This is a genomic window from Pseudomonas sp. Au-Pse12, from assembly GCF_021341665.1.
In the GTDB taxonomy this organism is placed as follows: Bacteria; Pseudomonadota; Gammaproteobacteria; order Pseudomonadales; family Pseudomonadaceae; genus Aquipseudomonas.
The window spans coordinates 787953-813145 of sequence record NZ_JAJTTH010000001.1 but is presented as its reverse complement, the minus strand read 5'-3'; the positions used below and the strand labels follow the sequence as shown (position 1 = coordinate 813145).

Sequence of the window (25193 nt, the reverse complement as noted above, 5' to 3'; positions counted from 1 at the left end):
ATTTATTATTTTAAAAACATTGTTTGAATAGTAACTGCGTTCACCCAGCCACGCCAGCCGTCTGAATCGGCTAATTGAGGGCATTTTGAGGATTTTCTGAAAGTCTTCGCCACAGGGGACTCACGGGTCATAAAAGGTTCTTGCGGGGCCGGGGGCGTCCGTGAGGCGCTTGCTTTTAGGGCTCCTCGCGGGTATAAAAAATCAAATTTTTTTTTAAAACACTGTTCGAACGGTCAGTTTTTCATCCCAGCAAAGGTTAGTCCTCCATGGTCGCCAAGAAACTCAGTGCCCCCAATGTCACCAAGACCCGACTGCTGGAAGCGACCGAGGCATTATTTATCAAGTACGGCTACGACGCCGTGCTGCTGCGTCAGATCACCGAGCGGGCCAAGGTCAACCTGGCGGCGGTGAACTATCACTTCGGCGACAAGGATTCGCTGATGAAAGCCTTGCTGATGCAGCGCCTGGGGCCACTCAACGATCAACGCCTGGAGCTCCTGGCCAAATGCGAGGAGCAGGCCGAGGGCCCACTGGATTGCGAGACCCTGCTGGGCGTGCTGTTTGCCCCGGCCATGGGCCTTGAGCGCAGTGGCGAGAGCGGTGGGGTCGAGGGGCGTTCGTTCATTCGCTTTCTCGGCCGGGTCTACAGCGACACGTCGCCGTTCATCCAGGAATACCTCAAGGAGCATTACCAGCCGGTGTTCGAGCGCTTCTTCAAGGCGTTCGCCCTGGCCTTGCCGGACCTGCCGCGCAACGAACTGGGGGTGCGCCTGCAATTTGCCCTCAAGGCGATTTCCGGGGTGATGGCCGGCACCGAACTGCGCCTGCTGATGCAAGCCATGAGCCTGGGGCGGCCGGCCACCGATGCTGAGGTCATGGCCAAGTTGATCAGCTTGGTGTCGGCGGCGATTCGCGCGCCGATGCAGGACCCCGATTCCGAGCAGGCGCTGGAGAAAGTCCTCGATACACAGCGCCTGATCCGCCAGCAATCCCACTCCCTGGTCGGGTAATGCCCGGCTGAGCGGCCCGCCCCGAGAGCGCAGCAGGATCATTCGACGCATCAATGATTCTCGGGGCGCGGGGGCGCATCTGCTAGGTTCTGCTCCTTGCCTCTGCCTTGGAGCACTCGCCATGACTTCCTCTCAACAGCATGTTCTGGCCGTCAACGGCATCGAGCTCAGTGTCTGGGTCAGTGGCCCCGAGCACGGGCAGCCGGTGTGGCTGCTGCACGGCTTTCCCGAGTGCTGGCATTCCTGGCGCTATCAGGTGCCGGCGCTGGTGGCGGCGGGGTTCCGGGTGTTCGTCCCGGAAATGCGCGGCTATGGCCGCAGCTCGGCGCCCGAGGCGGTCGAAGCCTATGACTTGCTGACCCTGTGCGCCGACATCCAGCAGGCCATGGACGCGTTCCATCAGCAGCGGGTGTGCATCGTCGGCCACGACTGGGGCGCCCCCGTGGCCTGGCATCTGGCGTTGCTGGAGCCGCAGCGAGTGGCGGCGCTGGTGACCCTGTCAGTGCCTTTTGCCGGACGGCCGAAACGCCCGGCCAGCGAGATTATGCGCGAGGTGCATGGCGAGCACTTCAATTACATCCTGTATTTCCAGCAACCGGGGCTTGCCGAAGCCGAACTGGACGCCGATATCGACGCCAGCCTGCGCCTGTTCATGGGCAATGTCGGCGCGCTGCTGCAAAGCAAGCCGGCCGATGCCTGGTTGTTCGATGGGGTGACAGTGCCCGACGGGCTGCCGCATTGGTGCAGCGCGGAAGATTTCCAGGCCTATCGCCAGACCTTCGCCGGGCGCGGCTTTCGCGGCGCGCTGAACTGGTACCGCAACTTCGAACGCAACTGGCAGCGCACCGAGTTCCTCGCCGATGCCCTGGTCCGGCAACCGACCTTGTTCCTGCTCGGGGACCAGGACCCGGTGGGCGTACTGGAGGCACACACGGTCAAGCGCATGCCCGCCAAGGTGGTTGATCTGGAGCAGCACCTGCTGGCGGATTGCGGGCACTGGATCCAGAGCGAACAGCCGCAGCGAGTCAATGCACTGTTGCTGGATTTTCTGCAGCGACGCTTTGTGTCGGGGCCTGACCGCGCCTAGGCGCGGGCTCGCCGGCAAGCCGGCTGCTGCGGGGCCGGGCGCTGCCAGCGATGGGCCGTCAACCCAGCATTTCTCGCACCCGGTGCCAGAGCATGCCCAGGGCCAGCAGCGGCGCGCGCAGCGCCGGTCCACCGGGGAAGGTCATGTGCGGCACGGCGCTGAACACATCCAGGCCCTGGCTGTGGCCGGCATGGATCGCTTCGGCCAGCAGGCGGGCGGTCCAGTGGGTGACGTTCAAGCCATGCCCGGAATACCCCTGGGCGTAATACACATTGGGGTATTGCTGCAGGCGCCCGACCTGGGGGAAACGATTGGCGGTGATGCCGATCTTGCCGCCCCACTGGTAGTCGATGGCGACATCCTGCAACTGCGGGAACACCTTGAGCAGCTTCGGCCGCATGTAGCCGGCGATATCCGCCGGATCACGCCCCGAGTAATGACAGGCACCGCCGAACAGCAGGCGCCGGTCCGCGGTCAGTCGGTAGTAGTCCAGGCCGACCTTCTGGTCGCACAGCGCCAGGTTGCCGGGGATCAGTTGCCGGGCCCGGGCTTCGGGCAGTGGCTGGGTGGTGATGATGTAGCTGCCGGCCGGCAGCACCTTGCCGCCCAGCCGTGGCTCCAGGTCCTCCAGATGGGCGTTGCAGGCCAGCACCAGGCGCCCGGCGCTGACCGTACCGGCGGCGCAGCGCACTTTCGCGGTGTCGCCGTGGATCAGTTCCAGCACCGGGCTCTGCTCGAACATCCGCACCCCCAGGCTCGCCGCGACCCGCGCCTCGCCCAGCACCAGCTTGAGCGGGTGCAGGTGCCCCGAGCCCATGTCCACCAGCCCGCCGGCGTACACCGACGAGGCCACCACATCCTGCATGTCCCGGGGCGCCACCAGCCGGGTCGGGTGGCGGTAGCCCAATTGCACCAGGCTGTCCTGCTCGCTCTGGAAGGCGGCGAACTGCGCCGGGGTATTGGCCAGCTCGCAGAAGCCCCAGCGCAGGTCGCAATCGATGGCGTGTTCGGCGATGCGCTGGCGCACCACGTCCACCGACTCGATCCCCGCGTGCTCAAGGTATCTGACCCCATCCTGGCCGACGTAGCGGGCGAAGCCGCTGACGTCGTGGCCAATGCCGCGAATCAGCTGGCCGCCGTTGCGCCCGCTGGCGCCCCAGCCAATGCGCCGGGCTTCCAGGAGGATCACCGACAGCCCGCGCTGGGCCAGTTCAATGGCGCAGTTGACCCCGGTGAAGCCGCCGCCGATGACACAGACGTCGGCACTCAGGTCGCCGTCCAGGGACGGGAAGCCGGGCAGGCTGCCGGCCGAGGCGGCGTAGTAGGAGCGGGCATGCCCGTTGGCGCTGCCTGTAAGGTTTGGCTGAATCATTTGTTGGACTTCACTTTGCTCCAGGAACGGGTCATCAAACGCATGATGGCCGGCGACTGGGTGCTGGAGATGTAGAGCTTGTCGAGCACGGCCTGCGGCGGGTACACCTCGGGGTTGTGCACCAGTTCGGCGTCCATGTACTGCTGTGAACCTGGGTTGGGGTTGGCGTAGCCGACGTAGGCGCTGACCTTGGCGATCACCTGCGGGTCCAGCAGGTAGTTGATGAAGGCGTGGGCCTCCTTGACGTTGCCGGCATCGGTGGGAATCGCCAGCAAATCGAACCACAGGTTGCTGCCTTCCTTGGGAATCGAGTAGGCGATGTTCACCCCGTTCTTGGCTTCCTTGGCGCGGTTGGCGGCCTGGAACACGTCCCCGGAATAACCGAAGGCGATGCAGATATCACCGTTGGCCAGGTCCGAGACGTACTTGGAGGAGTGGAAGTAGGTGATGTACGGGCGCAGGGTCAGCAGCTTGGCCTCGGCCTTCTGGTAGTCCTCGGGCTTCTCGCTGCGCGGGTCCAGGCCCAGGTAGTTGAGTACCGCCGGGAACACTTCATCCGGCGAGTCCATCATCGACACCCCGCATTGCTGGAGCTTTTTCAGGTTCGCAGGCTCCAGCAGCACCGCCCAGGAGTCGATGTGGTCGATGCCCAGCACCTGCTTGACCTTGTCGACGTTGTAGCCGATGCCGTTGGTGCCCCACAGGTAGGGCACCGAGTACTGATTGCCGGGGTCGTTCTGCTCCAGCAGGGCCAGCAGCTTGGGGTCCAGGTTCTGCCAGTTGGGCAACTGCGAGCGGTCCAGCTTGAGGAACGCGCCGGCCTTCACTTGGCGCGCCAGGAAATGGTTGGAGGGCACCACCACATCGTAGCCGGTGCGCCCGGCCAGCAACTTGCCCTCCAGGGTTTCGTTGGAGTCGAAGACGTCGTAGATCACCTTGACCCCGGTCTTGCCCTGGAAGTCGGCGAGGGTGGTCTGGCCGATGTAGTCGGTCCAGTTGTACACGCTGACACTGGGTTGTGCCTGGACGGCGGCGCTCATCAAGGCCGCCAGTGCTGCCGGGATCACTGCTTGCAAAAGACGCATATCGACACCTCTTCGGGTTGTTTTTATTGATTGCAGACGCTGGGGAATCAGACGCTGAGCAGCAGGAACTCGCGTTCCCAGGAGCTGATCACACGCTTGAAGTTCTCGTGCTCGGCGCGCTTAACCGCGACGTAGCCACGGACGAACTTGCGCCCCAGGTACTGCTCGATGGTCGGGCAGTCCTCCATGTGCGCCAGGGCGTCCTCGATGGTGATCGGCAGGCGCAGGTTGCGGCGCTCATAGGCCCGGCCTTCCACCGCGGCGCTGGGCTCGATGCCTTCGACCATGCCCAGGTAGCCGCACAGCAGGCTGGCGGCGATCGCCAGGTAGGGGTTGGCGTCGGCCCCGGGCAGGCGGTTTTCCACGCGCATGGCTTCCGGGCTGGCGGTCGGCACGCGCAGGCCGACGGTGCGGTTTTCCTCGCCCCATTCGACGTTCACCGGGGCCGAGGTGTCCGGCAGGAAGCGGCGGAACGAGTTGACGTTGGGGGCGAACATCGGCAGCACCTTGGGGATGTACTTCTGCAGGCCGCCGATGTGGTGCAGGAACAGCTGGCTCTTGTGCCCATGTTCGTCGACGAAGATCGGCTTGCCGGTGGCGATGTCCACCACGCTCTGGTGCAGGTGCATGGCGCTGCCGGGTTCATCGGCCACCGGCTTGGCCATGAAGGTGGCGGTGACGTTGTGCTTGAGCGCCGCCTCGCGCAGGGTGCGCTTGAACACGGTGATCTGGTCCGCCAGGTCCAGGGCGTCGCCGTGGCGGAAGTTGATTTCCATCTGCGCCGGGCCGTCTTCGTGGATCAGCGTGTCCAGGTCCAGGCCCTGGGCTTCGCACCAGTCATAGACGTCTTCGAACAGCGGATCGAATTCGTTGGCGGCGTCGATGGAGAACGACTGGCGGCCGCTTTCCGCGCGACCGGAACGGCCCAGCGGGGCCTTGAGCGGCAGGTCCGGGTCCTCGCAGCGCTGGGTCAGGTAGAACTCCATTTCCGGGGCGACGATCGGCTGCCAGCCCTTGTCGGTGTACAGCTGCAGAACCTTTTTCAGCACGTTGCGCGGCGACAGCTCGATGGGGTTGCCGAACTTGTCGAAGGTGTCGTGGATGACGATGGCGGTGGGTTCGATGGCCCAGGGCACCAGGTAGATCGATGACGAGTCGGGGCGGCAGACCATGTCGATGTCCGCCGGGTCCAGCAGTTCGTAGTACAGGTCGTCGTCGACAAAATCCCCGGTTACCGTTTGCAGCAGGACACTTTCCGGCAGGCGCATGCCGCGCTCGTGCAGGAACTTGTTGGTGGGTGCGATCTTGCCGCGGGCAATGCCGGTCAGGTCGCTGACCACGCACTCGACTTCGGTAATCTTGTGATCTTTCAGCCAGGAAGAAAGCTGATCGAAAGGGGCGTTCATAAAGACCTCGATGATTGTTTTTGTCTGCTCCGAGGTGAGCGGGAGTATCCCGGCAAGGCTTCCCCTGCGGCGCATTGGCGACTATCTTGGGCGAGCCTTGTTGTTCCATCTATCCACTTTAAGCAGCACCAAAGCGCACCAAAAGAGTGCGCAAGGTCCCCCGATGACAGTGTCCAATCCGCTTCAGGTCCAAGCGTTCAACACCTTCGATGTCGCCGATCAGATCCGTGCCACCCCGGGTTGGGTCCAGCATTACCAGCAGATGTCCCCCGGGCATTTCAACGGCCTGGTGCGCTACCTCGACCTGCAGGGCGTGGAGATCTACGAGGAATGCATGAACACTCGGGTCGAGCAGAATTTCAGCGCTCCGCAAGGCGCCCTGGCGTTCTGTTTCGACCGCAGCGACAACGCCCTGTACGTGCTCAATGGCGAGAGCCGCAATATCTGGATCACCCCGGAGAACTACCAGGAAGTGGCGGTGGTGTTCGGCCCCGCGTTCGTCCAGGGCCAGGGCCTGGGGCTGGAGCGCCTCGACGGCTTGTTCATGGCGCCGCTTTGCAGCCAGCAGAACGCCTTGTTCTGTCGCTGGTTGAGTTCAACCCTGACCCGTTTGTCCCAGGCCCTCGACCCACCCAGCCGCGAAGCCTTGACCCAGCAATTGCTGGACGACTGCCTGTACATCCTCGACAACGCCTGCGTGCGCCTGGACCGTGGCGGCCTGCAACGGCGCAGCGAAGAGCGGGCGATCATGCAGCGCGTGGCGCAGTGGGCCGCCGATGTCCCCGAGGAAACCCTCAACCTGCTGGAGCTGTCCCAGGTGGCCGGGGTCTCCCTGCGCCAGTTGCAGAGCGCGTTCAAGGCCTTTACCGGAATGGCCCCCAGCCAATGGTTGCGCTTGCGCCGGCTGAACAGCGCGCACCGCGAGCTGCTCAGGCGTGGGCCATTGGAAACCACCGTGGCCGAAGTGGCGATGCAGTGGTCGTTCTGGCACCTGGGGCGGTTTTCCAGCAGCTATCGGGCGCTGTTCAAGGAGCTGCCGAGCCAGACCCTGAAGCGTTGCGCGCCTGGCGCCCGGCATCGCTAGGCGACCCGAACGCATTCCGCGCGGGCCTGTCAGTGCACTTGCAAGGACTGGTTGAGGTCGCGCAGCGCCTGTTCCAGCCGGGTCACCGCGCGGGCAACCTGCTGCGCATCGGCGGCCTTGGCGACCAGTTCCTCCAAGCCCACGCACAGCTCCAGCAGGTGCTTGGCGTTGAGCAGGTAGGCGGTGCCCTTGAGCTTGTGGGCAATGCTTTTCAGGGCCGGGTGATTGCCGCTGGCCAGAGCCTTGCGCAGAGCCTGCAGCTCTTCGCTGTTGCTGCTGATCACGTGCTCGGCCATGGCCGCCTGGACGTCGCCATTCAACGAAACCGCAGCGGCTGGTTCGCTAGGGCTGTTGCGGCTCAACTTGGGGATCAGGCGGTTCAGGCCGGCGAGGCTGATCGGCTTGGACAGGGCGCTGTCCATGCCCGAGGCCAGGCAACGTTCCAGTTCCTCGCGCTGCGCCCCGGCCGTCAGGCCGATGATGGTGCAGGGGCGGACGCCCATCTGGCGCTCCATGCGCCGGATCGCCAGGCTCATTTCATGGCCATTCATCTGCGGCATGTTGCAGTCGGTGATGATGATGTCGACGTCATGCTCCTGCCACATGGCCAGGCCCTCCAGGCCGTTGTAGGCAATCAGGGTGTCGTGCCCCAGGTAGCTGATCTGTTGATTCAGCAGGTACTGGCTGGGCAGATGGTCTTCGACGAGCAACACGCTCAGGGGCTGCTCGGTGCTGTTGAGCAGCGCCGGCTGCAGGCTGTCGCTGGCGCTGCTGCGCTCGTCGGTGACGCGCTGGAAACAGGCTTTGAACGTCATACAGGTTCCTACCCCCAGTTCGCTCTGGACCTTCAGGCTGCCGCTCATCAATTGGGTCAGTGAGTGGCTGATGGACAAGCCCAACCCCGAGCCGGCATTGGGGTTGCTGACCACGCTGTCGACCTCGAAGAACGGGGTGAAAATCTTCTGGATCTGCGAGGCCGGAATGCCCGGGCCGGTGTCCATCACCTCGACGCAGAAACTCAGCGAGTGTTGATCTTTTACCTGGCCCAGGCAACGGATGTGAATGTCGCCCTGTTCGGTGAACTTGATCGCGTTGCTCAGCAGGTTGGAGATGATCTGCTTGAACTTCAGGCCGTCAACCCACACCTGCACGCCAGCCCAGGCATCGAACTGCAGATGAATGTCGAGCTGCTTCTGACGCGCCAGGCCATCGAACACGCAGGCCACCGACTCGATCAGGCTGCGCAGGCTCGCGGCTTCCGGGCGCAGGGTCAGGCGCCCGGATTCGATCCGCGAGATATCCAGGACATGGCCGATCAAGGCCAGCAGGTTCTGCGCCGACTCGTAGGCGATATGCACCGAGCGGGTGTTGAGCTCGGCATCGTTGTCACGGGTCAGCACCAGTTCCAGCATGCCGACGATGGCGCTCAACGGGGTCCTGATTTCATGGCTCATGGTGGTCAGGAACACGGTCTTGCTGCGGCTGGCGTGTTCCGCGGCTTCCTTGGCGTCCCGCAGCTGGTCGAGGATCAACTGGCGTTGCAGCAGGTCGTAGCGCTTGCGAATGATCCGCCGGCGCTGGCTGAGGATCCACCAGGCGGCCAGCCCGAGCATCAGGCACAGGCTGCCCAGGGCTTTCCAGGTCACCTCGGTGACACCCTTCCAGTAGCTGTCGTCGGTGCTGCCGCTGGCCCGCCAGCGACCGAGGATCTGCAGGTACTCCTCGGGGCTGACCTCGGCCATCGCCTGGTCGAGGATGGCGATCAGTTGCGGCTGGCTCTCGGGCGCGGCGAAAGCGATCCGTGCTTCCTGGCCGGGCATCATGCCGTGGATCTTCAAGCTGTTCTGGAACTTGAAGGACAGGTAATAGTTCGCCAAGTTGCTCGGTGCCAGGGTGAAATCGACCTTGCCCTGGCGCACCCGGTTCAGGGCCTCGGCGACGCTGGAAGTCTGCTGGACCCAGAGCCCTGGGTAGTGCTTGAGCAGATCGTTGCTCTGCAGGTAGCCGGAAGCGAGTGCCAGTGAGCCGGTGGAGTTGCGATCGAGCGGCGCCAGCGGCGGCGCATCGATCTGCCGCACGATCACGTAAGGGGTGGTGACGAAGGGCCGGGTGTACAGGTATGACATGCGCTTGGGGTCGCTGCGGACCAGCACGCTGAGGTCCGCCCGAGCCTCGCGCAAGCGCGTATCGACCTGCTTGCGGGTGCTGACCCGAGAGACTTCGAAGCGCAACCCGCTCTTGCTGCGAATCAGGTCCAGCAGGTCCGAGGCAATGCCGTTGAACAACCCGCGGCTGTTGAAGAACGCATAGGGCGCCAGGTCGTCGCTGATCACCAGTCGCACCGGCGGCGCATGCTCCAGCCAACGGCGCTGATCGGCGTCCAGGCGTTCGCGAAAGCTGTTGGTCTCGCAATTGCCGGTGCCGCCCCACATTCTCAGTGTCGACACCACCTGGCAGCGCTTGATGCCGCCCAAGGCCCGTTCAAGCAACTGTTGCAGGTGGGTGTTGTCGCGGGCCACGGCAAACCCGACCTGGATTTCCGGCAACCGTGCGCTGTGGCTGATCACCAGCTGGTCACTGAACAACTGGCTGGAGAGGTAGCGGGTGGAAAGCGAGTCACCGAGGTAGATGTCCGCGTCGCCGTCGAGCACCGACCCCATGGCCGCCCGGGGCGAGTCGTAGAGCTGGATCAGGCCCTGGCCACCGGTCCGCAGGTAAAGCTCCAGGGCCATCCCGGGCGCGGCGGCGACCCGGGTCCTGGCAATGTCCCGGCGGTAGTCGCGCAGGTTGCCGCTCTCGGCATACAGGGCCAGTTCGGTCACGGCGTAACTGGGGCTCAATTGCACCAAGTAGTCTTCGGCCTCGACTTGCGTGGCGTTGTCCACCAGGTCCACTTCACCGCTACGCAAGGCCTGGTAGGCGGCATCGGTTGAGGCGTAGGTGCGCACTTCGACGGGGATCGCCAGCTCGCGCTGCAGGGCCTGCAGGTAGTCGGCACCAATGCCTTCCAGCTCATGGCGCTGATTGATTTCCCGATAGGGCGGCAGGTCGCCGCCGACGATCCCCACCACCAGGGCCTCTTTGTGCCGCAGCCAGGCCTGCTCATTGATGCTGGGGCGGATGTCGAGGAAATCCAGCGGCTGCCGGCCGCGGATCTTCACCCTGTCCTGAGCGAAGACAGGCAGCGCCAGCCACAGTGTCAGCACGAAGCACAGTGGGCGCGGCAGTGATATCACCTGGGGTTACTCAAACCAGCTCGTTCTGCCTGGCGATGTGCACCAGATCCACCACCGAAGTGACCCCAAGCTTGCTCAGGATGTTGATCTTGTGGCCACTGACGGTCTTGTTACTCAGGTGTAGCTTCTCGGCAATCTCAAGATTGGTCATGCCCTCGGCCAGCAACTTGAGGACTTCCAGCTCGCGGTTGGTCAGCGCGGCGAGGGCATCGCGGCTGTTTTGGCCACGCCCGCTATCCGTGAACGGCATCGATTTCTTGGGGAAGAACACGTAGCCATCGACGATGGTATCGACCGCCTTGAGCAGCTTGGTCAGCGGCTCGTTCTTGCTCACGAAACCGCTGGCTCCCGCTTGCAGGCAACGCATGGCGTAGGTGTCGACCGACTGCGCGGTGAACACCAGGACTCGCACATCGAGGTTCGCCTGGGTGACGCGCTTGAGTACCGTGAGGCCGTCCATCTTTTCCAGGCTGACGTCCAGAATCACGATCCCCGGTTTGAGCGACACGATCATGCTCAGCGCGCTGATACCGTCGGCGGTTTCTCCGACAATGCTGTAGCCCTGAGCCTCCAGGGTCTTGCGAATAGCCTCACAGACTACCGGGTGATCATCGACGATCAGTACAGTTTTGCTCATGCCAGGTTATCCAGAATCAAAATATCGAAGTGATAAGTCCACCAACAACCGTCGGCGCCTTGATGGAATCTGAGGTTGATTCAGAAAATGATGCCGGATAAGCCCTTCAGGGTCATCAGAATGTCACTGGCAGGCTAGCAGGAAGCAACCTGCATGCTGCCAAGAAAATTCCTGCTAATAGCACGGCTGCTTCGATCCCGCCCCACGAGCGGCGATGGCCGGTCAGCGGCAATTCGAGACTATTCCTAGAGCCGCGAGCCGTGTGCAGCGCCTATCTTGCGGTTTCATTCATGCAGGCATGGGACGCCCCTGCGTGGCGGGCGGCCTTCTGGCACGCCGTGCCTCCAGCGCGACTGCCGAGCATTTGCCAGAGGGCGAGACCAAACAATGTTGAAGATAAGGGTAGGGGTTCTGGAACAACACGATATTGCCTGCTTCGGGCTGTGCGAGCATCTGTCCAGGCAGCCCGCGCTGTATCTGGTGGGCGCTTACGACACCTTCGACAGCACACTGCAGGCCTTGCAGCAGCAACGGCTTGACGTACTCATGATCGGGCACCTGATCGACGACAACCCCCGCCAGCTGGTGCGGATCTTGAGCCGCCGCCATCCCGGCCTGAAGGTGCTCGTGCTGTTGGACTATCCAGACCCGCAGCTCGCCTCAACGCTGCAGAGCCTTGGTGCGCAGGGCGTGATGTCGAAGACGCAACCTTTGCCGGACTACGTCGATGTGCTGCAGAGCCTGGCTCGCGGCGAGCACTACGCGGTGGGCAACGACCACCCTGGCAGCGACCCTCAGGCCATGCTGCAGAGTCTCCTCGAGAGCGCGTTGTAGGGGCGGGCAGGGCGGCGCAGCGACGGATTCAATTCCAGATAATCTTTGGAAGACTTCAAGACGTTTCTTGTTATGGCGAAGCGGAGGGCGTTTTAGAGTAGTGGCCGCCCGCAACCTGTGGGGTTGTCACCGAGCCGTGAGGCGGGGCCGCTCGGGCAAGGCCAGTTGAAGCCCGCTCTTGAACGTTCTGGAGACGCTATGTCATTTGCCGTTAACAAGCTTCTGCGCATTGCGGTGCTGGACGACCACGCACTGATTCGCATGGCCTTGAAACTGCAACTGCAGAGCGTGGCGGATTTTCATCTGGTGGGTTTGTATGCCAGCAGCGGCGAGCTGATCTCGGCCCTGCGCGACACCGAGGTGGACCTGCTGGTGCTCGACTACCAGTTGCAGGAATGCGACCTGGACGGCCTGCGCCTGATCCGCCTGCTGCGCAACAAGTACCCGCATCTGCTGATCCTGGTTTCTTCGGCCACGGAGACGCCGTTCTTCGTCAAACAGATCATCGATGTCGGAGCCAATGGTTTTCTCGGCAAGTCGCAATCGCTGGACGACCTGATCCCGGCCATTCGCACCGTGGCCAGCAAGCGCCTGTACCTGGCGCCCTTGCTGGCTTTCGAACTGCATCACCCACCACCCGGTGCGGCGCCCGAGCCAGGCGCCGACAGCTCGATGCTGATGAACCTGGAAGCCCTCTCGCCCAAGGAGAACGAGGTGTTGCGCTGTTTTCTGGATGGCTTGCGCATCACTCAGATCGCCAGCAAGTTTTCCCGCAGCATCAAGACCATCAGCGGACAGAAGCAGGCAGCGTTCAGAAAGCTCGGCATCCGTACCGATGCCGAACTGTTCAAGGTGCAGCGCCGGCTGGATTGGCAAACGACCCGTCAGGCACCGCCCGAGGCCGAGTGGGGGCCAGGGGCGGCGACCGGGCAAGCAGGGGCGGGGCTGGAAAAATGCCATAAAGCCTCTACAGTGAGCGCCTCTCACACATGCTCAAGGACTGACGATGCGCAAGACCGGCCCCAGGGCTCGCTGCCAGGCGAGGTTGCTGACTAAAGGTTTGCTACCCGGTGGACGTCAAGCATTCGGCTCCCCTTCAGCGGCGTGTACAAGATGATTTCCATCGACCTCATCAAGCCGCGGCAATAGGACTTCGGGTCTTCAGGCAGGGCTGGGCAACGCTAACCGGTACAAGGACGCAAACAGATGTCGGCAACACAGGCTTTCACCGCCCCGGGCGGGCACGACGCGGCGCTCACGCAAAGAGCGGACGACCTTCTGGACCGCTGGCCGGTGGCCAAGCTGGTCTACCGCATGATCACCGCGACGCCCTTGGGCTGGTCGACGCGAATTGGCCTGTACGGCCAGTGGGGCAGCGGCAAGACCAGCGTGTTGAATTTCTTGGAGCAGATTGCCGAGGAAAAGGACGACATCGTGGTGCGGCTTCCCGCGTGGCGAACCAGCGGCGAGCAGGAATTCATCGTGCAGTTCTATCTGGCGCTGGCGGACGCCCTGCAACGTTGCGGTATTGGCGAACCCTTCAAGCACTGGACCAAGCGCCAGTCGAAAAAAATCGCCGAGATCCTGGAAAAGGCCGCCAATAAAACCGCTGACCTCAAGCTTCCCGAGTCGGCCAGCTACAGCGAAATCGTGACCTTGGCCGCCAGCGCCGCAGGGCTGGTCTTCGAGAAACTGAGCGAAATACTGCAACTGGAAAAAAGTGACCTGGAGGCCCTGCGCAAGCAACTGGGCGACAGGCGCATCATTGTCTTTGTTGACGACCTGGACCGCGCCGATCCTCGGATGCTCCCGGCGACCCTGCTGGCGTTGCGCGAACTTCTCGACTGGCCGGGATTTGTCTTTGTCCTGGCCTTTGACAAGGAGGTCGTGGGCCAGGCCCTGCGCTCCTACTCCAAGGCTTTCGGCGAGTCGGCCCAGCATTTCCTGGACAAGATCATCGACGTGCCAGTGACCCTGCCCGAGCCCAGCCCGAAGCAGGTGCAGCGAATGGTCGCCAGGAACCTGAAGTACTGCTGCCCATTCCTGCCGGACACGGCCATCGCGCAGACCGCCGAGTGGTTTCCCGCCAACCCGCGCCAGGCCAAGCGCATCTGTCGCAGCTTGTCGGTGTTTGGCGCGGCGGCTGATCGGCATGCGGAGGGCCAACTGGACTGGCGCGGGATCATCCTGCAGACCCTCTTGCGTGAGACCGAACCCAGGGTGGCGCAGGTGGTTGAAGAGCACTTGCTGGGTTTCCACTCGGCCTTCAGAGCCAGCATGTTCGGCAATGGCAATACCAAGGAACAGGAGCAGCACAAGCAAGCAGCGCTCAACGCCGCGCAAAGTCCCAAGGACGAGGTTAAAAACAAGCGCCTGTTGAAGTTGGTCGAAGAGCTGGGCCATGCCAGAAGCAAACTGTCCCTGGCAAACATTGAGTATGAGATGAGCCTGGCGGTCCGTGAGGTGGAGTTCACCATTCCCGAGTTTTCCCAGTTGGTGAAATCCTGGGGGGAATACCCAAGCGCTCGGACCCTCAACGACTTCATTCAGGAGGCGGCCAGCCGCAGCGACGAAGGTGAGGTCGCCGTGGCCAGCGCCATGCTCAACATGGCGAATTTCCAGTATGGCGAACAGTTGGGCAGAACCACCTCGTTCTACTCACGGGAAGCCTTTGAGCGAGCGCTGAGCCGTGCCGGTGAGCTGCTGGGGTTGATCGAGTTCTGTTACACGGCCGATCTTCAGGGCGCCATATCCACGGCGCGCAGCGAATATGACGTTTGTATCGGCTTTATCAGAAACTTTTATGGGAGCGTCTCGAAGGACGGCAGCCCACCGGAAAGAGCGCTCCGTGAGCGAGAGCTGCGATTGGCGGCGATCATTGCCGCTCAGTGCGCTGACCCACAGCGCCTGTATCTGGATGCCGAGCCTGTTCAAGGCACACTGCGTGTTCCTGCCTGGGAAGCTAGCCATGTATACGAGCACTATGTGGATGCGTTGCGGACGGTGCTCGCGGAGCCTCTGATACACAGTGCCATCCAAGTGTTCGCCTTGCCCAATGGCGTAGCGAATGCACTGATCCAGGATGATGCGCGGCTGAAGTGGGTACTGACCGAAGAGCGCTCCCCCCTGTATACGCAGGCCAGCAGAGACCGAGGATGCGCCGCCTTGAAGGCGCTGGTCGAGAGCACCCAGGACCTGGGCGCCAGGGAAGTACTGGCGAAGAATGCCTTGACCTACCTTGGCGCGTTTACTGATCGATGGAAGTCTTCCGCTGCCTGCGCAGAGCAGGCCACGCGCTACCTGGAATACATCCAGCTGGCTTGGCAAGCCCTCTGCCAGCTGGAGCCGACCATGCAGACGCGGGTGCACCTGAAGAAATTGAAGTTACAGCTTGAAGCGCAGGTGGCAATCCCGGACTTTCTTGATACGCCCAGCTGGTGGGGCGGCAAACCCGATGACATCGAGCACGAACTGCGGGGTATCTGACTCCGCGCGGCCTCCGCTCAATGATGCGAGAGGCCAGCGCCCCGGGTGCCGTTGACGTGCCTTGGCCCTGGGCGCAGCGGTCCTGGCGCCCTCAACCCGGTGGCAACAACCGCAGCGGGTCCACGGGCACGCCGTTGGCACGGATCTCGAAATACAGCTGGGCCCGGTCGGTGTCCTGGGACCCGGCTTCGGCGATCTTCTGGCCCTTGATCACCATCTGGCCTTCCTTGACCAGCAGCTTGCTGTTGTAGGCGTAGGTGCTGGTGTAGGAAGGGCCGTGCTGGAGAATCATCAGGTTGCCGTAGCCACGCATGTAACCGGCAAACGCCACCTTGCCACCCAGGGTGGCGTGGATCGGCTGGCCTTCGGTGGTGGCGATGCGGATGCCCTGGTTGAGCTTGCCGGTAGGCGAGAAGCGCCCGATCAGCACCCCGCGCAGGGGCCAGCTCCAACCTTGCAAGGTGACCTTGGGCATCGGTGGGGCAGGAGGCGCGGCCTTGCCTTTGCTCGCGCTGCTGCTGCGCGACTTGCTGCTGACCACCCGGGTGGTCTTGGGCGCGTTGCCAACCCGCAGCACCTGGCCGACTTCCACGGTGTAGGGCGCCTTGAGGCCGTTGACCCGCGCCACTTCCTTCCACGTCGTGCCGTTGCGGCTGGCAATGGAATACAGCGTGTCGCCACGCTTGACCCGGTACTCACCGGCCTTGAGCGGCGCAGTGCCGCCAGGGCTGGAGGAATTGGAGCTGCAGGCCGATACCGCCAGCAGTAGTGCAATCAATAAGAGTCTTACCAACACGCTGCAACCATTAAGTCCTGAGCAAACCCTGTAGCCCCTGCGGTCCGTGACACGCCAGGCAAGCCGGCAACTATACCCGTTTGCCATACAAGAGGCGCGCAATAGACCGCAATCGGCAGCGTTAAATTCAATCGCTTGACGCTGCCCCGGGTACTGATGGGGTTGCAGTGCCTGTCCTGGGGCGCGATTCCGCCGCCCGAACCAGGCAGGGCAAGGCCCGGAGGCCTTCAGGCCTCGACTTGCCGGTACAGGGTTGCACTCCAATAACGGCTGCCGTTGCTGTGTTGGCGCTGCCAGCCGGTGGCGGCCAATTGCTTGCCGATCAGCCGGTTCATCCAGCCATGGCCGAGCAACAGCACCGGGCCGTCGCAGGCCAGTGCCTGAAGCCGGCGGGCCGCCAGAGCTGCGCGCAGCCGGGCGGCGGCCGCAGACTCGGCCTGCCCTGAGTAGCCGCACACCCAGAGCATTCGCAGGATCAACGCCCAGGTAAAGGGCGACAGGCGCGGCCAGCGCCAGCGGCCATAAGGCAGTTGCGCTTCACCGAACAGTGGCTCGACCAGGGCCGGTGTCAGCCCAAGTGCCCGGACGGACGCCAGGGCGCGCGGGGCATTGCTGGAAACCACCCGGGCCGCGCTGGCGGCCAGTTGCACGCTGGATGACGGGGCCGGGTGGCTGGTGATTGATGCCTGCTCGTAAGCCTGGATCCAGCCCTGCATGTCGAGCGCGGAGATCCTCGCGCTCGCGATGCCTTGGGGTTGTCCGTGCCGCATGAGGATGATGGTTTTGTTCAAGGTGTTTCTACGTCCTTGCCGATGTTGTTCGATGAGTGCCTGGCGGGTGCCTGTTTAACCGATCCACGGTGTTTCCGATACCAGTCCAGGGTATCGCTGAGGGTGCGTTCCAGGGTTCTGAAGCTCAGGTCGAGCTCCTGCTCGCTCTTGCTTGGGTTGAACCGGCTGCGGCCGGCTTCGCGCAGCATCAGGCGCACGGTGGCCAGGCTCAGCAGCACCGGTTTGCCGGTCAGGCGCGCATAGGCCTCCTGCAGCCCCGCCAGGGCGTAGAGCAAGGGCACGGGCAACTGACGCTGCGGTGTCCTGACCCCAGCGATGCGCCCGATGATCGGCACCAGTTCGGCCATGGTCAGGTGCCGGCCCGCTGCCAGGTAGCGTTCGCCGCGGCGTCCGTGGCGCGCGGCGGCGATCTGTGCCAGCGCCACATCGCGAGCATCGACCACCGAGAAGCTGCCGGGCACCAGCCCAGGCAGGCGGCCGTGCACCACATCGTCGAGCAACTGCCCCGAGGACGTCGGCCCCAGGTCGCCGGGGCCCCACATCCAGCCGGGCAGGACCATGCAGGCATGCATCTGCGGATGAGTGTCGAGGAAAGCCAGCAACGCCTGATCGGCGAGGATCTTGCTGCGGTAGTAGTCATCGGCGTTTGCGGGGTCGCGCAGGCAGCTCTCGTCGATCAGGCTGCCGGGCTCGCCATCGAGCACGGCAATCGACGAGGTGTGGATGATCCGGCGGATACCGGCGCGGTAGGCCCGCTCGAGCAAACGCTGAGTGCCCTGGACATTGATCTGGTGCAGTTGCTGGCGGTGGCTGCCGCCCTTGTAGCTGTCGCGAAAGAACGCGGCGGTATGGAACAGCGTGTCGCAGCCATGCAAGGCGGTGGCGAACCCGTCGACATCGGCCATGTCGCCGATCACCAGTTCCACTCCGCGCAGGCTGCCGAACTGCTGTTCACCCTTGGCCCTTGAGCGCACCAGGGCCTTGACCTTGCAGCCGCGGGCCAGCAGCTCGCGGACCAGGTTGTTGCCCAGGAGGCCAGTGGCGCCCGTGACAAAGGTGTCATGCATGTCCGGGCGGTAGACGCTCTCGGCGGCTGGCGCGGGGTCTTTGCGGGGGTTGCTCATACAGTCCATTCCATGGTTTCGAAGGCGCTAGATATACCTTGGCCAGCACCACCGAAAAACCGCGACTCCTGCATAATGGCTTTGCGAATTTGCAAAGCGGCAGGCAGGGAAGCCATGGCCAAAGAAGCAATACCCAAAGACGTGATGGACAGCAACGCAATGTGTGGGGAGTAGGGCCTTGGAAGCGAATTGGGACGATCTGCGTCTGTTGCTGGCGGTCTGGCGACGGGGCAGTTTTCTGCAGGCTGGCCAGCTTTTGAACGTGGCGCCGTCGACCGTGTCTCGACGCTTGAGCCAGTTGGAGGCGGCCCTTGGCGAGCCGTTGCTGGAGCGAGGCGTCGAGGGCTGCTGGTTGACGCCTCGCGGCCAGGCGCTGGTGGAAGTCGCGTTGGCGGCGGAGGAAGGGCTGAGGCGGCAAAGCGCACCCTGCAACCCCGAGTCACCGAGCGAGTTGCGTGGCAGTATTCTGGTCAGTGCGGGGGAGGGCTTTGCCTCGTGCGTGCTTGAGGCGGCCCATCGGCTGACATCGGTGCACCCAGGGTGCTCGGTGGAGTTGCAGGTCAGCGCCGAGTTTCACAAGCTCACCCGTGGGGTGGCGGATATTGCGCTGCGCACGGCGCATCTGGGCGAGCCCTCGCTGATCTATCGTGCGCTGGGCAAGCTGCAGTACGGGGTGTTTGCCAGTGCCGAGCTGGTGCGCCAGTGCCCGGCGATCACTCCGGCCACGGCCACCACCATCGGCCTGTTGCCACCCCTGGACAACCTGCCGCCAATGCGCGCGGCCAAGGCCGCAGGCCTTGAGGGCCGGCAGATCAGGGTGAGTTCGTTCACCGCTCAGGTCGAGGCGGTACGGCGTGGAATGGGCGTAGCGGTGATGCCGCGGATACTGGCGAGCGATCTGCTCGAACTCTTTGCATCACTGGCGCTGCCCGCGCTGGACATCTATCTGGTGACCCGGCCTCAAGCCTTGAAGCAGGCGCACATCAAGCACTTTTTTGCGCTGCTGGAGCAGGTGCTGAATGAGCGGCTGCAGGGTGAAACAACCGGCGCCACCGCATAGGGCGGCGCCGGTCCATCACTCAGTGCGGAGCGCGGGGGATGGTCTTGAGCAGGTCTTCGGGGCTGATATGGCCGACGACGGCCTCGGCGGCACTGCCCGGCAGCGGCAGGTCGAGAATGTGGCCCTTGATCTTGCCCACCACGTGCATCTCGCACGGCTTGCAGTCGAACTTCAGGGTCAGCACTTCGTCACCGTGCACCAGTTGCATCGGCGCCACCTTGGTGCGCACCCCGGTCACGCCCTTGGCCTGCTTGGGGCACAGGTTGAAGGAGAAGCGCAGGCAGTGCTTGGTGATCATCACCGGCACGTCGCCGTGCTCTTCGTGGGCTTCGAAGGCGGCGTCGATCAACTGCACGCCGTGGCGGTGGTAGAAGTCCCGGGCCTTCTGGTTGTAGACGTTGGCCAGGAACGACAGGTGCGACTCCGGGTACACCGGTGGCGGGTTGCTCTCGGCCTTGCGCGCGCCTCGCGGGTGCGCGGCGATGCGCGCGGCGTCCAGGGCTTCGATGACTTCCCGGCGCAGCGCCTTGAGCTGGGAGTTGGGGATGAAGTAGGCCTGGGGCGCGTCCAGCTTGATGTCGGTGGCGTGGTAGTGGGTGGTGCCCAGCTGCCCGAGCAGATCCTGCAGTTGCCCCAGGGCCTGTTCCGGCTTGTTGGCCACACCGAACGGACCCTCCAGGGCGACGCTGGCGCTGATGCCTTCTTCGCTGGTGGCGGTCAGTTCCAAGCGTTCTTCCCGCAGGCGGGCCAGCCACGACAGGCCAATGCGCCGCTCGGCGGAGGTGCGGGTCAGGGCCTGTTGCCAGTTGTGATCGAGGTTGCGGCTCAGCGGATGGTTGGGTCGCAGGCGGCTCAGGGCTTCGGGCATTTCGTTGGGTTCGACCCGGTAGCGGTAGCGCTTCTCGCCGTCTTCTTCGAACTCGCCACGGGCTTCGGCGATGTTGGCGCGGAAACCCACCACTTCACGCTTGACCAGCAGGTTGAGGCCGTCGCCGTTGGACAGCGGCTCGAAGGTCACCACTTGCAGGTCGCGCTTGCCGACCTTTTCCACGGTGCCTACCGGCAGCCCGGTGAAGGTCGGCGAGTCGAAGGCGCCGATGTCGATCTTGCGCTCGCTGACGAAATAGTCGGTGCTGCCACGGTGGAAGGTCTTGTCCGGGTCGGGCACGAAGAAGTGCGCGGTGCGGCCGCTGGAGGCGCGGGCCAGGTCCGGACGGTCTTCCAGCACGGCGTCCAGGCGCTGGCGGTAGTAGGCCGTGATGTTCTTCACATAGGCCATGTCCTTGTAGCGCCCCTCGATCTTGAACGAGCGCACGCCGGCTTCCACCAGGGCGCGAATGTTGGCGCTCTGGTTGTTGTCCTTCATCGACAGCAGGTGCTTCTCGTAGGCGATCACGCCGCCGTGCTCGTCTTTCAGGGTGTAGGGCAGGCGGCAAGCCTGGGAACAGTCGCCACGGTTGGCACTGCGCCCGGTCTGGGCGTGGGAAATGTTGCACTGGCCGGAAAACGCCACGCACAGCGCGCCATGAATGAAGAATTCGATGGCCGCGTCGGTTTCGGCGGCGATGGCGCTGATTTCCTTCAGGTTCAGCTCGCGCGCCAGTACCAGTTGGGAGAAACCGGCCTGGTCGAGGAACTTCGCCCGTTCCAGGGTACGGATATCGGTCTGGGTGCTGGCGTGCAGCTCGATGGGCGGAATATCCAGCTCCATCACCCCCAGGTCCTGGACGATCAACGCATCGACACCGGCGTCGTACAACTGGTGGATCAGCTTGCGCGCCGGCTCCAGCTCGTTGTCGTGGAGGATGGTGTTGAGGGTGGTGAACACCCGGGCGTGGTAGCGGCGGGCGAACTCCACCAGCTGGGCGATCTCGCCCACCTCGTTGCTGGCGTTGTGGCGGGCGCCGAAGCTCGGGCCACCGATGTACACCGCGTCGGCGCCGTGCAGGATGGCTTCGCGGGCGATGGCCACGTCGCGGGCAGGGCTGAGCAGTTCCAGGTGATGTTTGGGCAAGGACATGTTTTTTTAGTCAGGCTTATCAGGGTCAAGGCGCGCATTGTAGCGGCGAAACGCGTGCCCGGCACCCGTGTGCTGCCAGGTGGCGGCCACGCCTTGCGCGGGGCCGCCGATTATAGCCGCGGCGTCAGGCCTTGGCGGCCATTGCGGTGACTTCCACGCGCATGCCTTCCACCGCCAGGGCGGCCACGCCAACCGCGGCGCGCACCGGCCAGGGCTTGGCGAAGAAACGCTGGTAGACCTCGTTGAATGCGGCGCGATCGGCCATGTCGGTGAGGTAGATGGTCAGGTGCATGACCCGGTCCATGGAGCTGCCAGCCCGTTCCAGGGCAACTTTCAGCGCCTGCAGGGTGCATTCGCTCTGCAGGGTGATGTCCCCCAGTTCCAGGCTGCCATCGGCGCGGGTAGGGATCTGGGTGGAAACCAGGATGCCGTTGAACGCGGCGACGTCGGAGGAGATGGAATCGGCGTCCGGGTCGGGGGTGAAGATGAGGTCTGGTTGGGCCATGGGGGTCTCTGGTGTCCAAAGGTTCAAAAGGCCGTGGAGTATAGGGTGGGGCATCCGCCCTTGTCAGCGGGGATACATGGCAGGCTGGGGGCGCCAACAGGCGCGCGACTGAATGCCATGCGCTTGATTGGGTTACATTCGCCCGGCTTGCAGATATTCTCTGCCGCCGGCGCAGGCCAGCAGGCGCGACGCTACTCTCGACGATTGACTTTCCAGGTAAGGAACAGGCTTTGACTGATCGCATGGTCTTCACTGCGGATGGCCGCACCGGCGCTTTTTCCACGTTTCAAGACGTGACCTGCCTGGTGCTGCTGGGGGATCCCGGAGCCGGCAAGAGTCATCTGTTCGATCATTGGGCCGAGCACGCGGGCGGCCGGGCCATGTCGCTGCGCAGCTTCCTGTTGCGCGATCCCGCGCTGATCGCCGAGGGCAGCACCTTGTTCATCGACGCCCTGGATGAGCATCGTGCGCAGTACGGCGACCGGCCCGCCTTCGACGACCTGATTCGCCACCTCGGGCGCTTGCCGCCGTGCCGGGTACGCATTGCCTGTCGCAGTGCCGACTGGGCGGGGCTCAATGACCTGAAGCTGTTGTCCAGCTGCTTTCCGGGAAAGGACCAGGTGCAAGAGCTGCACTTGCTGGCGCTCAGTGAAGAGGAACAGCAGCAGGTGCTGGAGCAGCATGGCGGGACGCCAAAGGACTTTCTGCACCAGGCGCGGCAGCGCGGCCTGGGAGACATGCTCGGCAACCCGCTGACCTTGCTGATGCTGGCCCAGGTGGTTGCCCGGGACCACTGGCCCCTGACCCGCCGGGAGCTGTTCGAGCGTTCCAGCGTGCTGCTGCTGGACGAACTCAATGCGGCGCACCGTGATGACCGTCAGCCCCATGCGCAACTCTCGGAACAGCAGATGCTGGAGGCGGCAGGCCTGTTGTGCGCCTTGCGCCTGCTGGCCGATATCGACGGTTTCAGCACTGATGAGCGCTACGACCGGTGCTATCCGCCCCTGCGCAAGTTGCATGCATTCGGCACTGCCGCGCTGCGTGCGGCCCTGGCCAGCCGAGTCTTTACCTCGACCCGCGAGCCCGGGGTGTTCGACTACGGCCACAAGGCCAGCGCCGAGTACCTGGCGGCGCGTTATCTCGCCGCGCAGTTCCATGCCGGGTTGCCGTTGAGCAGAATTCGCCTGCTGCTCTGTGTCGAGGGCAAGCCGGCCTCGTACCTGCGCGGCGTGCATGCCTGGCTGGCGGTTTTTCTCGGGGCGCAGGTCAGCCCGTTCATCGAGGCGGACCCTTATGGAATCCTGGTCTACGGCGATGCCGCCTCGTTGAGCACCCAGAGCAAGATCCAGTTGCTGCAGGCGCTGGCCACTCTGGCATTGGCCGATCCCTGGTTCCGTGGCCAGGAGGCTCCGGCATTGAACCTCACGGGCTTCACCGAACCGGGGCTGGAGCCCTGTTTCCAAGGCTTGTTGTCCGACCCGGGCCTGCCCCATGAGCTGCGCTTGCTGCTCTTGGACCTGTTGCGCGCCGGCCAACCGCTACCGGCGATGTTGCAGCCGTTGACTCAGCTGCTGGCCGCTGCGGGCACCCATCTGAATGAGCGCGCCTACGCCGCGCACGCCTTATCACGCTGGGGTGAGGCGGGAACTCAGGCCGTGCGCCAGGCTTATCAAGACCTGGTGGGCGACAAGGACGCCAGGAGCCTGTGTGGCTACATCCTCAGTCACCGCCTGGCAGGCCAGATCCACTATGGCCAGCTGCTGGAGCTGTACCGTCAGGGCGCCGGTGCCCCTCGGACCGCCTACGATTCGCTGGTGCGCTGGGGCTTGCATGAGGTGGTGGCCGAGCCCGAGATGACCGCTTGCCTGGACGGCATGGTCGAGCTGTGGCAGCAAACCGCTGAGGAAAACGCCAGGGGCGAGGTGCTCAGGTTCGTCCTGTCCTTGCTGGTGCGTTATCTCGACACCGTGGCCGTGCTGGACGAGCCCCGAGTGTTTCAATGGCTGGCGTTTATCAATGCCGGCGTCGTCGACCCGTATCCGTGGCTGTTCAATGGACTGCGCGAGGCGCTGCGGCAACGCCCGGAGACGGCCCGGGGCCTGTTGGACAGGGCCGCCACCCATCCTGGGCTGGCGGGCTGCGGGTTTCTTGAGCAAGAGCTGCCAAGCGAGGACGAGCCACAGGCCGAGGCGCAGGAGAGCGGCTATCCGTGCCCCGAGGAATATCAACCTGCGGTTGCTGCGCTGCGCCAGCAACTGGAAGACGCTGTGGCGCCGCTCACCTGCGACGCTTTCCTGCTGGGGTTCGTGATCTTCGACTGTATCGAACGGGAGACCCTCGCCGGGCAGGCCTGGTTCTCAGCCTTTCGCCAAGCGCAGTACGCGGACTATATCGATTGCATCGTCCTGCACTTTCTGGTGCTGCCGGACCATTTCAGGCAGCGCAGTGGCCTGTCGTTGAAAGTCACCCGGCAGATCGCCTTGGCGGACAAGCTCGATGTGGTCTTCCAGGTCCTCAATAGCGCCGAGTCGCTGGACAAGACGGCTTTGTACGATGTGGTACGACCGTTTTGCCGTCACCTCGATTTGCAACGCTTTGGCCCCTGCATCAGCCAGTTGCTCAATAGCGGCGCAGCGCCGGAGCATCGGGCATTCATCATGACCCTGGGGTTGTTGATGTCGCTGGAGACCTTCGCTGCGTTACTGGAAGCCAGCGATACCGCCACCCGCAATGAGGTGGTCTGGTACCTGCGTGACCTGACCGGGCTGGTGCGCGGATTCGACGGCCCCATGGACCTGTCCGCCGAGCAGGCATTCTGTTTCTGCCGCCTGGTCGCCGATCAATACCCGGCCACACCGCTGGCTTTCGATTGGTTTGCTCCCAGTAACACCGGGGCCGAGGACGCCGATGAGTTCATGGCCGGACTGATCAGTTACCTGGCGAGCAAGACGTGTGACGACTCCGGGATTCATCTGCGCACCTTGCAAGGCCATCCGCGACTGGCCTCATGGCGCCCCTACCTGAACCACGCGCTGTTGTTCAACGACGCCCGGCGGCGTGACGCACGGCACACCCGACAGGGCTGGGAGGCGGTGGCGCAGGTCCTGAACAACGGCTTGCCCGGCACTGTCGAGCAAATGCAGGCGCTGGTGCTGGATGAGCTGCAAGGGATTGCCGGCCTGCTGCGCAGCAACCTCGACGTGCACAAGTTTTTCTGGAACGAGGTCAAGGGCCGGATCAGCACCCCCAAATGGGAGGAAAGCTGCCGCGACGTGCTGCTGAGCCTGCTGCGTCCGCGACTGGAGGCGCGCCACATCACGGCCGAGCCCGAGGCGCACATGGCCCATGAAAAACGCGTGGATATCGCGGTGCAAAGCGGGCCCATCAAGCTGGTGATCGAGCTCAAGCGCAGTTCACACAAGGACGTCTGGAGCGCGATCCAGGATCAGTTGATTGCGCTCTATACCCCCGATCCCGGAGCCCGTGGCTACGGCATCTACGGTGTGTTCTGGCATGGGCCGCGGGCCAAGGTGCGTGCCGGCCCCGGGGGCGTGGTGCCGCAGACCGCGGCGCAGATGCTGAGCCTGCTTGAGGCCAGTGTCCCCGAGCCGCAGCGCCCGTACATCAAGGTCTTTGTGCTGGATGTCTCAGGGAACTGAG

The 25193-nt window shown here is 63.8% G+C and carries 17 protein-coding genes and 1 pseudogene; 8 read left to right on the top strand and 10 right to left on the bottom strand.

Translation table 11 applies throughout. The features are described from left to right. Positions 1-266: 266 nt before the first annotated feature. Together LXM55_RS03560 and LXM55_RS03555 are read left to right on the top strand one after the other, a co-directional pair. Complete coding sequence (locus tag LXM55_RS03560; protein ID WP_233318625.1) at positions 267-1010, top strand: TetR/AcrR family transcriptional regulator; 744 nt, start codon at positions 267-269, stop codon at positions 1008-1010. A 121-nt stretch (positions 1011-1131) separates the two neighbouring features. Beyond that, positions 1132-2097: an alpha/beta fold hydrolase gene (locus tag LXM55_RS03555; protein WP_233318622.1), complete on the top strand. Its 966-nt coding sequence runs from the start codon at positions 1132-1134 to the stop codon at positions 2095-2097. A 58-nt stretch (positions 2098-2155) separates the two neighbouring features. Here LXM55_RS03555 and LXM55_RS03550 read toward each other — a convergent pair whose 3' ends face one another. From LXM55_RS03550 to LXM55_RS03540, 3 genes are read right to left on the bottom strand one after another with little or no spacing between them, the layout of a single operon-like run. Then, positions 2156-3469 (bottom strand): NAD(P)/FAD-dependent oxidoreductase, encoded by a 1314-nt coding sequence (locus LXM55_RS03550; RefSeq protein ID WP_233318621.1) that lies wholly within the window; start codon positions 3467-3469, stop codon positions 2156-2158. Continuing rightward, a complete protein-coding gene (locus LXM55_RS03545; protein WP_233318618.1) occupies positions 3466-4554 on the bottom strand; it encodes a polyamine ABC transporter substrate-binding protein in 1089 nt (362 codons plus the stop codon). The genes LXM55_RS03550 and LXM55_RS03545 overlap by 4 nt, the downstream gene beginning before the upstream one ends. Before the next feature lie 47 nt (positions 4555-4601). Continuing rightward, on the bottom strand, positions 4602-5960 hold the full coding sequence (locus LXM55_RS03540; protein ID WP_233318616.1) for a glutamine synthetase family protein: 1359 nt from the start codon (positions 5958-5960) through the stop codon (positions 4602-4604). A gap of 163 nt (positions 5961-6123) precedes the next feature. On the opposite strand from LXM55_RS03540, the gene LXM55_RS03535 reads away from it, so the two are divergent. Then, positions 6124-7044, top strand: coding sequence for a helix-turn-helix domain-containing protein (locus LXM55_RS03535; protein WP_233318614.1), 921 nt, complete (start codon positions 6124-6126; stop codon positions 7042-7044). A gap of 29 nt (positions 7045-7073) precedes the next feature. On the opposite strand, the gene LXM55_RS03530 is transcribed toward LXM55_RS03535, so the two are convergent. Then, a complete protein-coding gene (locus LXM55_RS03530; RefSeq protein ID WP_233318613.1) occupies positions 7074-10280 on the bottom strand; it encodes an ATP-binding protein in 3207 nt (1068 codons plus the stop codon). A gap of 10 nt (positions 10281-10290) precedes the next feature. Further along, positions 10291-10917: a response regulator transcription factor gene (locus tag LXM55_RS03525; protein ID WP_233318611.1), complete on the bottom strand. Its 627-nt coding sequence runs from the start codon at positions 10915-10917 to the stop codon at positions 10291-10293. 387 nt (positions 10918-11304) lie between these two features. On the opposite strand from LXM55_RS03525, the gene LXM55_RS03520 reads away from it, so the two are divergent. The 3 genes and pseudogenes from LXM55_RS03520 (at position 11305) to LXM55_RS03510 (ending at position 15237) form a co-directional block, all read left to right on the top strand. Beyond that, complete coding sequence (locus tag LXM55_RS03520; RefSeq protein WP_233318609.1) at positions 11305-11751, top strand: DNA-binding response regulator; 447 nt, start codon at positions 11305-11307, stop codon at positions 11749-11751. A 198-nt stretch (positions 11752-11949) separates the two neighbouring features. Then, positions 11950-12651, top strand: a pseudogene (locus LXM55_RS03515) (response regulator transcription factor); the annotation flags it as partial. Between the two features lie 306 nt (positions 12652-12957). Then, the gene (locus LXM55_RS03510; RefSeq protein WP_233318605.1) at positions 12958-15237 is read left to right on the top strand and encodes a KAP family P-loop NTPase fold protein; all 2280 of its coding nucleotides are present in this window, start codon (positions 12958-12960) and stop codon (positions 15235-15237) included. Between the two features lie 91 nt (positions 15238-15328). Here LXM55_RS03510 and LXM55_RS03505 read toward each other — a convergent pair whose 3' ends face one another. From LXM55_RS03505 to LXM55_RS03495, 3 genes are all read right to left on the bottom strand, one after another. Beyond that, positions 15329-16033: a peptidoglycan DD-metalloendopeptidase family protein gene (locus tag LXM55_RS03505; RefSeq protein ID WP_233318604.1), complete on the bottom strand. Its 705-nt coding sequence runs from the start codon at positions 16031-16033 to the stop codon at positions 15329-15331. A gap of 227 nt (positions 16034-16260) precedes the next feature. Beyond that, positions 16261-16824 (bottom strand): histidine phosphatase family protein, encoded by a 564-nt coding sequence (locus LXM55_RS03500; RefSeq protein ID WP_233318602.1) that lies wholly within the window; start codon positions 16822-16824, stop codon positions 16261-16263. Further along, a complete protein-coding gene (locus LXM55_RS03495; protein WP_233319045.1) occupies positions 16821-17891 on the bottom strand; it encodes an SDR family oxidoreductase in 1071 nt (356 codons plus the stop codon). Before LXM55_RS03495 ends, LXM55_RS03500 begins: the two co-directional genes overlap by 4 nt. A gap of 235 nt (positions 17892-18126) precedes the next feature. On the opposite strand from LXM55_RS03495, the gene LXM55_RS03490 reads away from it, so the two are divergent. Further along, entirely contained in the window at positions 18127-19008 is an 882-nt protein-coding gene (locus LXM55_RS03490) for a LysR family transcriptional regulator (RefSeq protein ID WP_233318600.1), read from the top strand. 19 nt (positions 19009-19027) lie between these two features. On the opposite strand, the gene LXM55_RS03485 is transcribed toward LXM55_RS03490, so the two are convergent. Together LXM55_RS03485 and LXM55_RS03480 are read right to left on the bottom strand one after the other, a co-directional pair. Further along, the gene (locus LXM55_RS03485; protein ID WP_233318598.1) at positions 19028-21028 is read right to left on the bottom strand and encodes a peptidase U32 family protein; all 2001 of its coding nucleotides are present in this window, start codon (positions 21026-21028) and stop codon (positions 19028-19030) included. A 124-nt stretch (positions 21029-21152) separates the two neighbouring features. Further along, complete coding sequence (locus tag LXM55_RS03480; RefSeq protein ID WP_233318596.1) at positions 21153-21533, bottom strand: RidA family protein; 381 nt, start codon at positions 21531-21533, stop codon at positions 21153-21155. Positions 21534-21763: 230 nt separating this feature from the next. On the opposite strand from LXM55_RS03480, the gene LXM55_RS03475 reads away from it, so the two are divergent. After that, positions 21764-25192 (top strand): NACHT domain-containing protein, encoded by a 3429-nt coding sequence (locus LXM55_RS03475; protein ID WP_233318594.1) that lies wholly within the window; start codon positions 21764-21766, stop codon positions 25190-25192. Position 25193: the final 1 nt, after the last annotated feature.

What these genes read in the sequence shown, in the direction of transcription:
- LXM55_RS03560 (WP_233318625.1), top strand. Translation starts at nt 267, where the DNA reads ATGGTCGCCAAGAAACTCAGTGCCCCCAATGTCACCAAGACCCGACTG.
- LXM55_RS03545 (WP_233318618.1), bottom strand. Translation starts at nt 4,554, where the DNA reads ATGCGTCTTTTGCAAGCAGTGATCCCGGCAGCACTGGCGGCCTTGATG.
- LXM55_RS03510 (WP_233318605.1), top strand. Translation starts at nt 12,958, where the DNA reads ATGTCGGCAACACAGGCTTTCACCGCCCCGGGCGGGCACGACGCGGCG.
- LXM55_RS03495 (WP_233319045.1), bottom strand. Translation starts at nt 17,891, where the DNA reads ATGCATGACACCTTTGTCACGGGCGCCACTGGCCTCCTGGGCAACAAC.
- LXM55_RS03535 (WP_233318614.1), top strand. Translation starts at nt 6,124, where the DNA reads ATGACAGTGTCCAATCCGCTTCAGGTCCAAGCGTTCAACACCTTCGAT.
- LXM55_RS03480 (WP_233318596.1), bottom strand. Translation starts at nt 21,533, where the DNA reads ATGGCCCAACCAGACCTCATCTTCACCCCCGACCCGGACGCCGATTCC.
- LXM55_RS03485 (WP_233318598.1), bottom strand. Translation starts at nt 21,028, where the DNA reads ATGTCCTTGCCCAAACATCACCTGGAACTGCTCAGCCCTGCCCGCGAC.
- LXM55_RS03525 (WP_233318611.1), bottom strand. Translation starts at nt 10,917, where the DNA reads ATGAGCAAAACTGTACTGATCGTCGATGATCACCCGGTAGTCTGTGAG.
- LXM55_RS03540 (WP_233318616.1), bottom strand. Translation starts at nt 5,960, where the DNA reads ATGAACGCCCCTTTCGATCAGCTTTCTTCCTGGCTGAAAGATCACAAG.
- LXM55_RS03520 (WP_233318609.1), top strand. Translation starts at nt 11,305, where the DNA reads ATGTTGAAGATAAGGGTAGGGGTTCTGGAACAACACGATATTGCCTGC.
- LXM55_RS03550 (WP_233318621.1), bottom strand. Translation starts at nt 3,469, where the DNA reads ATGATTCAGCCAAACCTTACAGGCAGCGCCAACGGGCATGCCCGCTCC.
- LXM55_RS03555 (WP_233318622.1), top strand. Translation starts at nt 1,132, where the DNA reads ATGACTTCCTCTCAACAGCATGTTCTGGCCGTCAACGGCATCGAGCTC.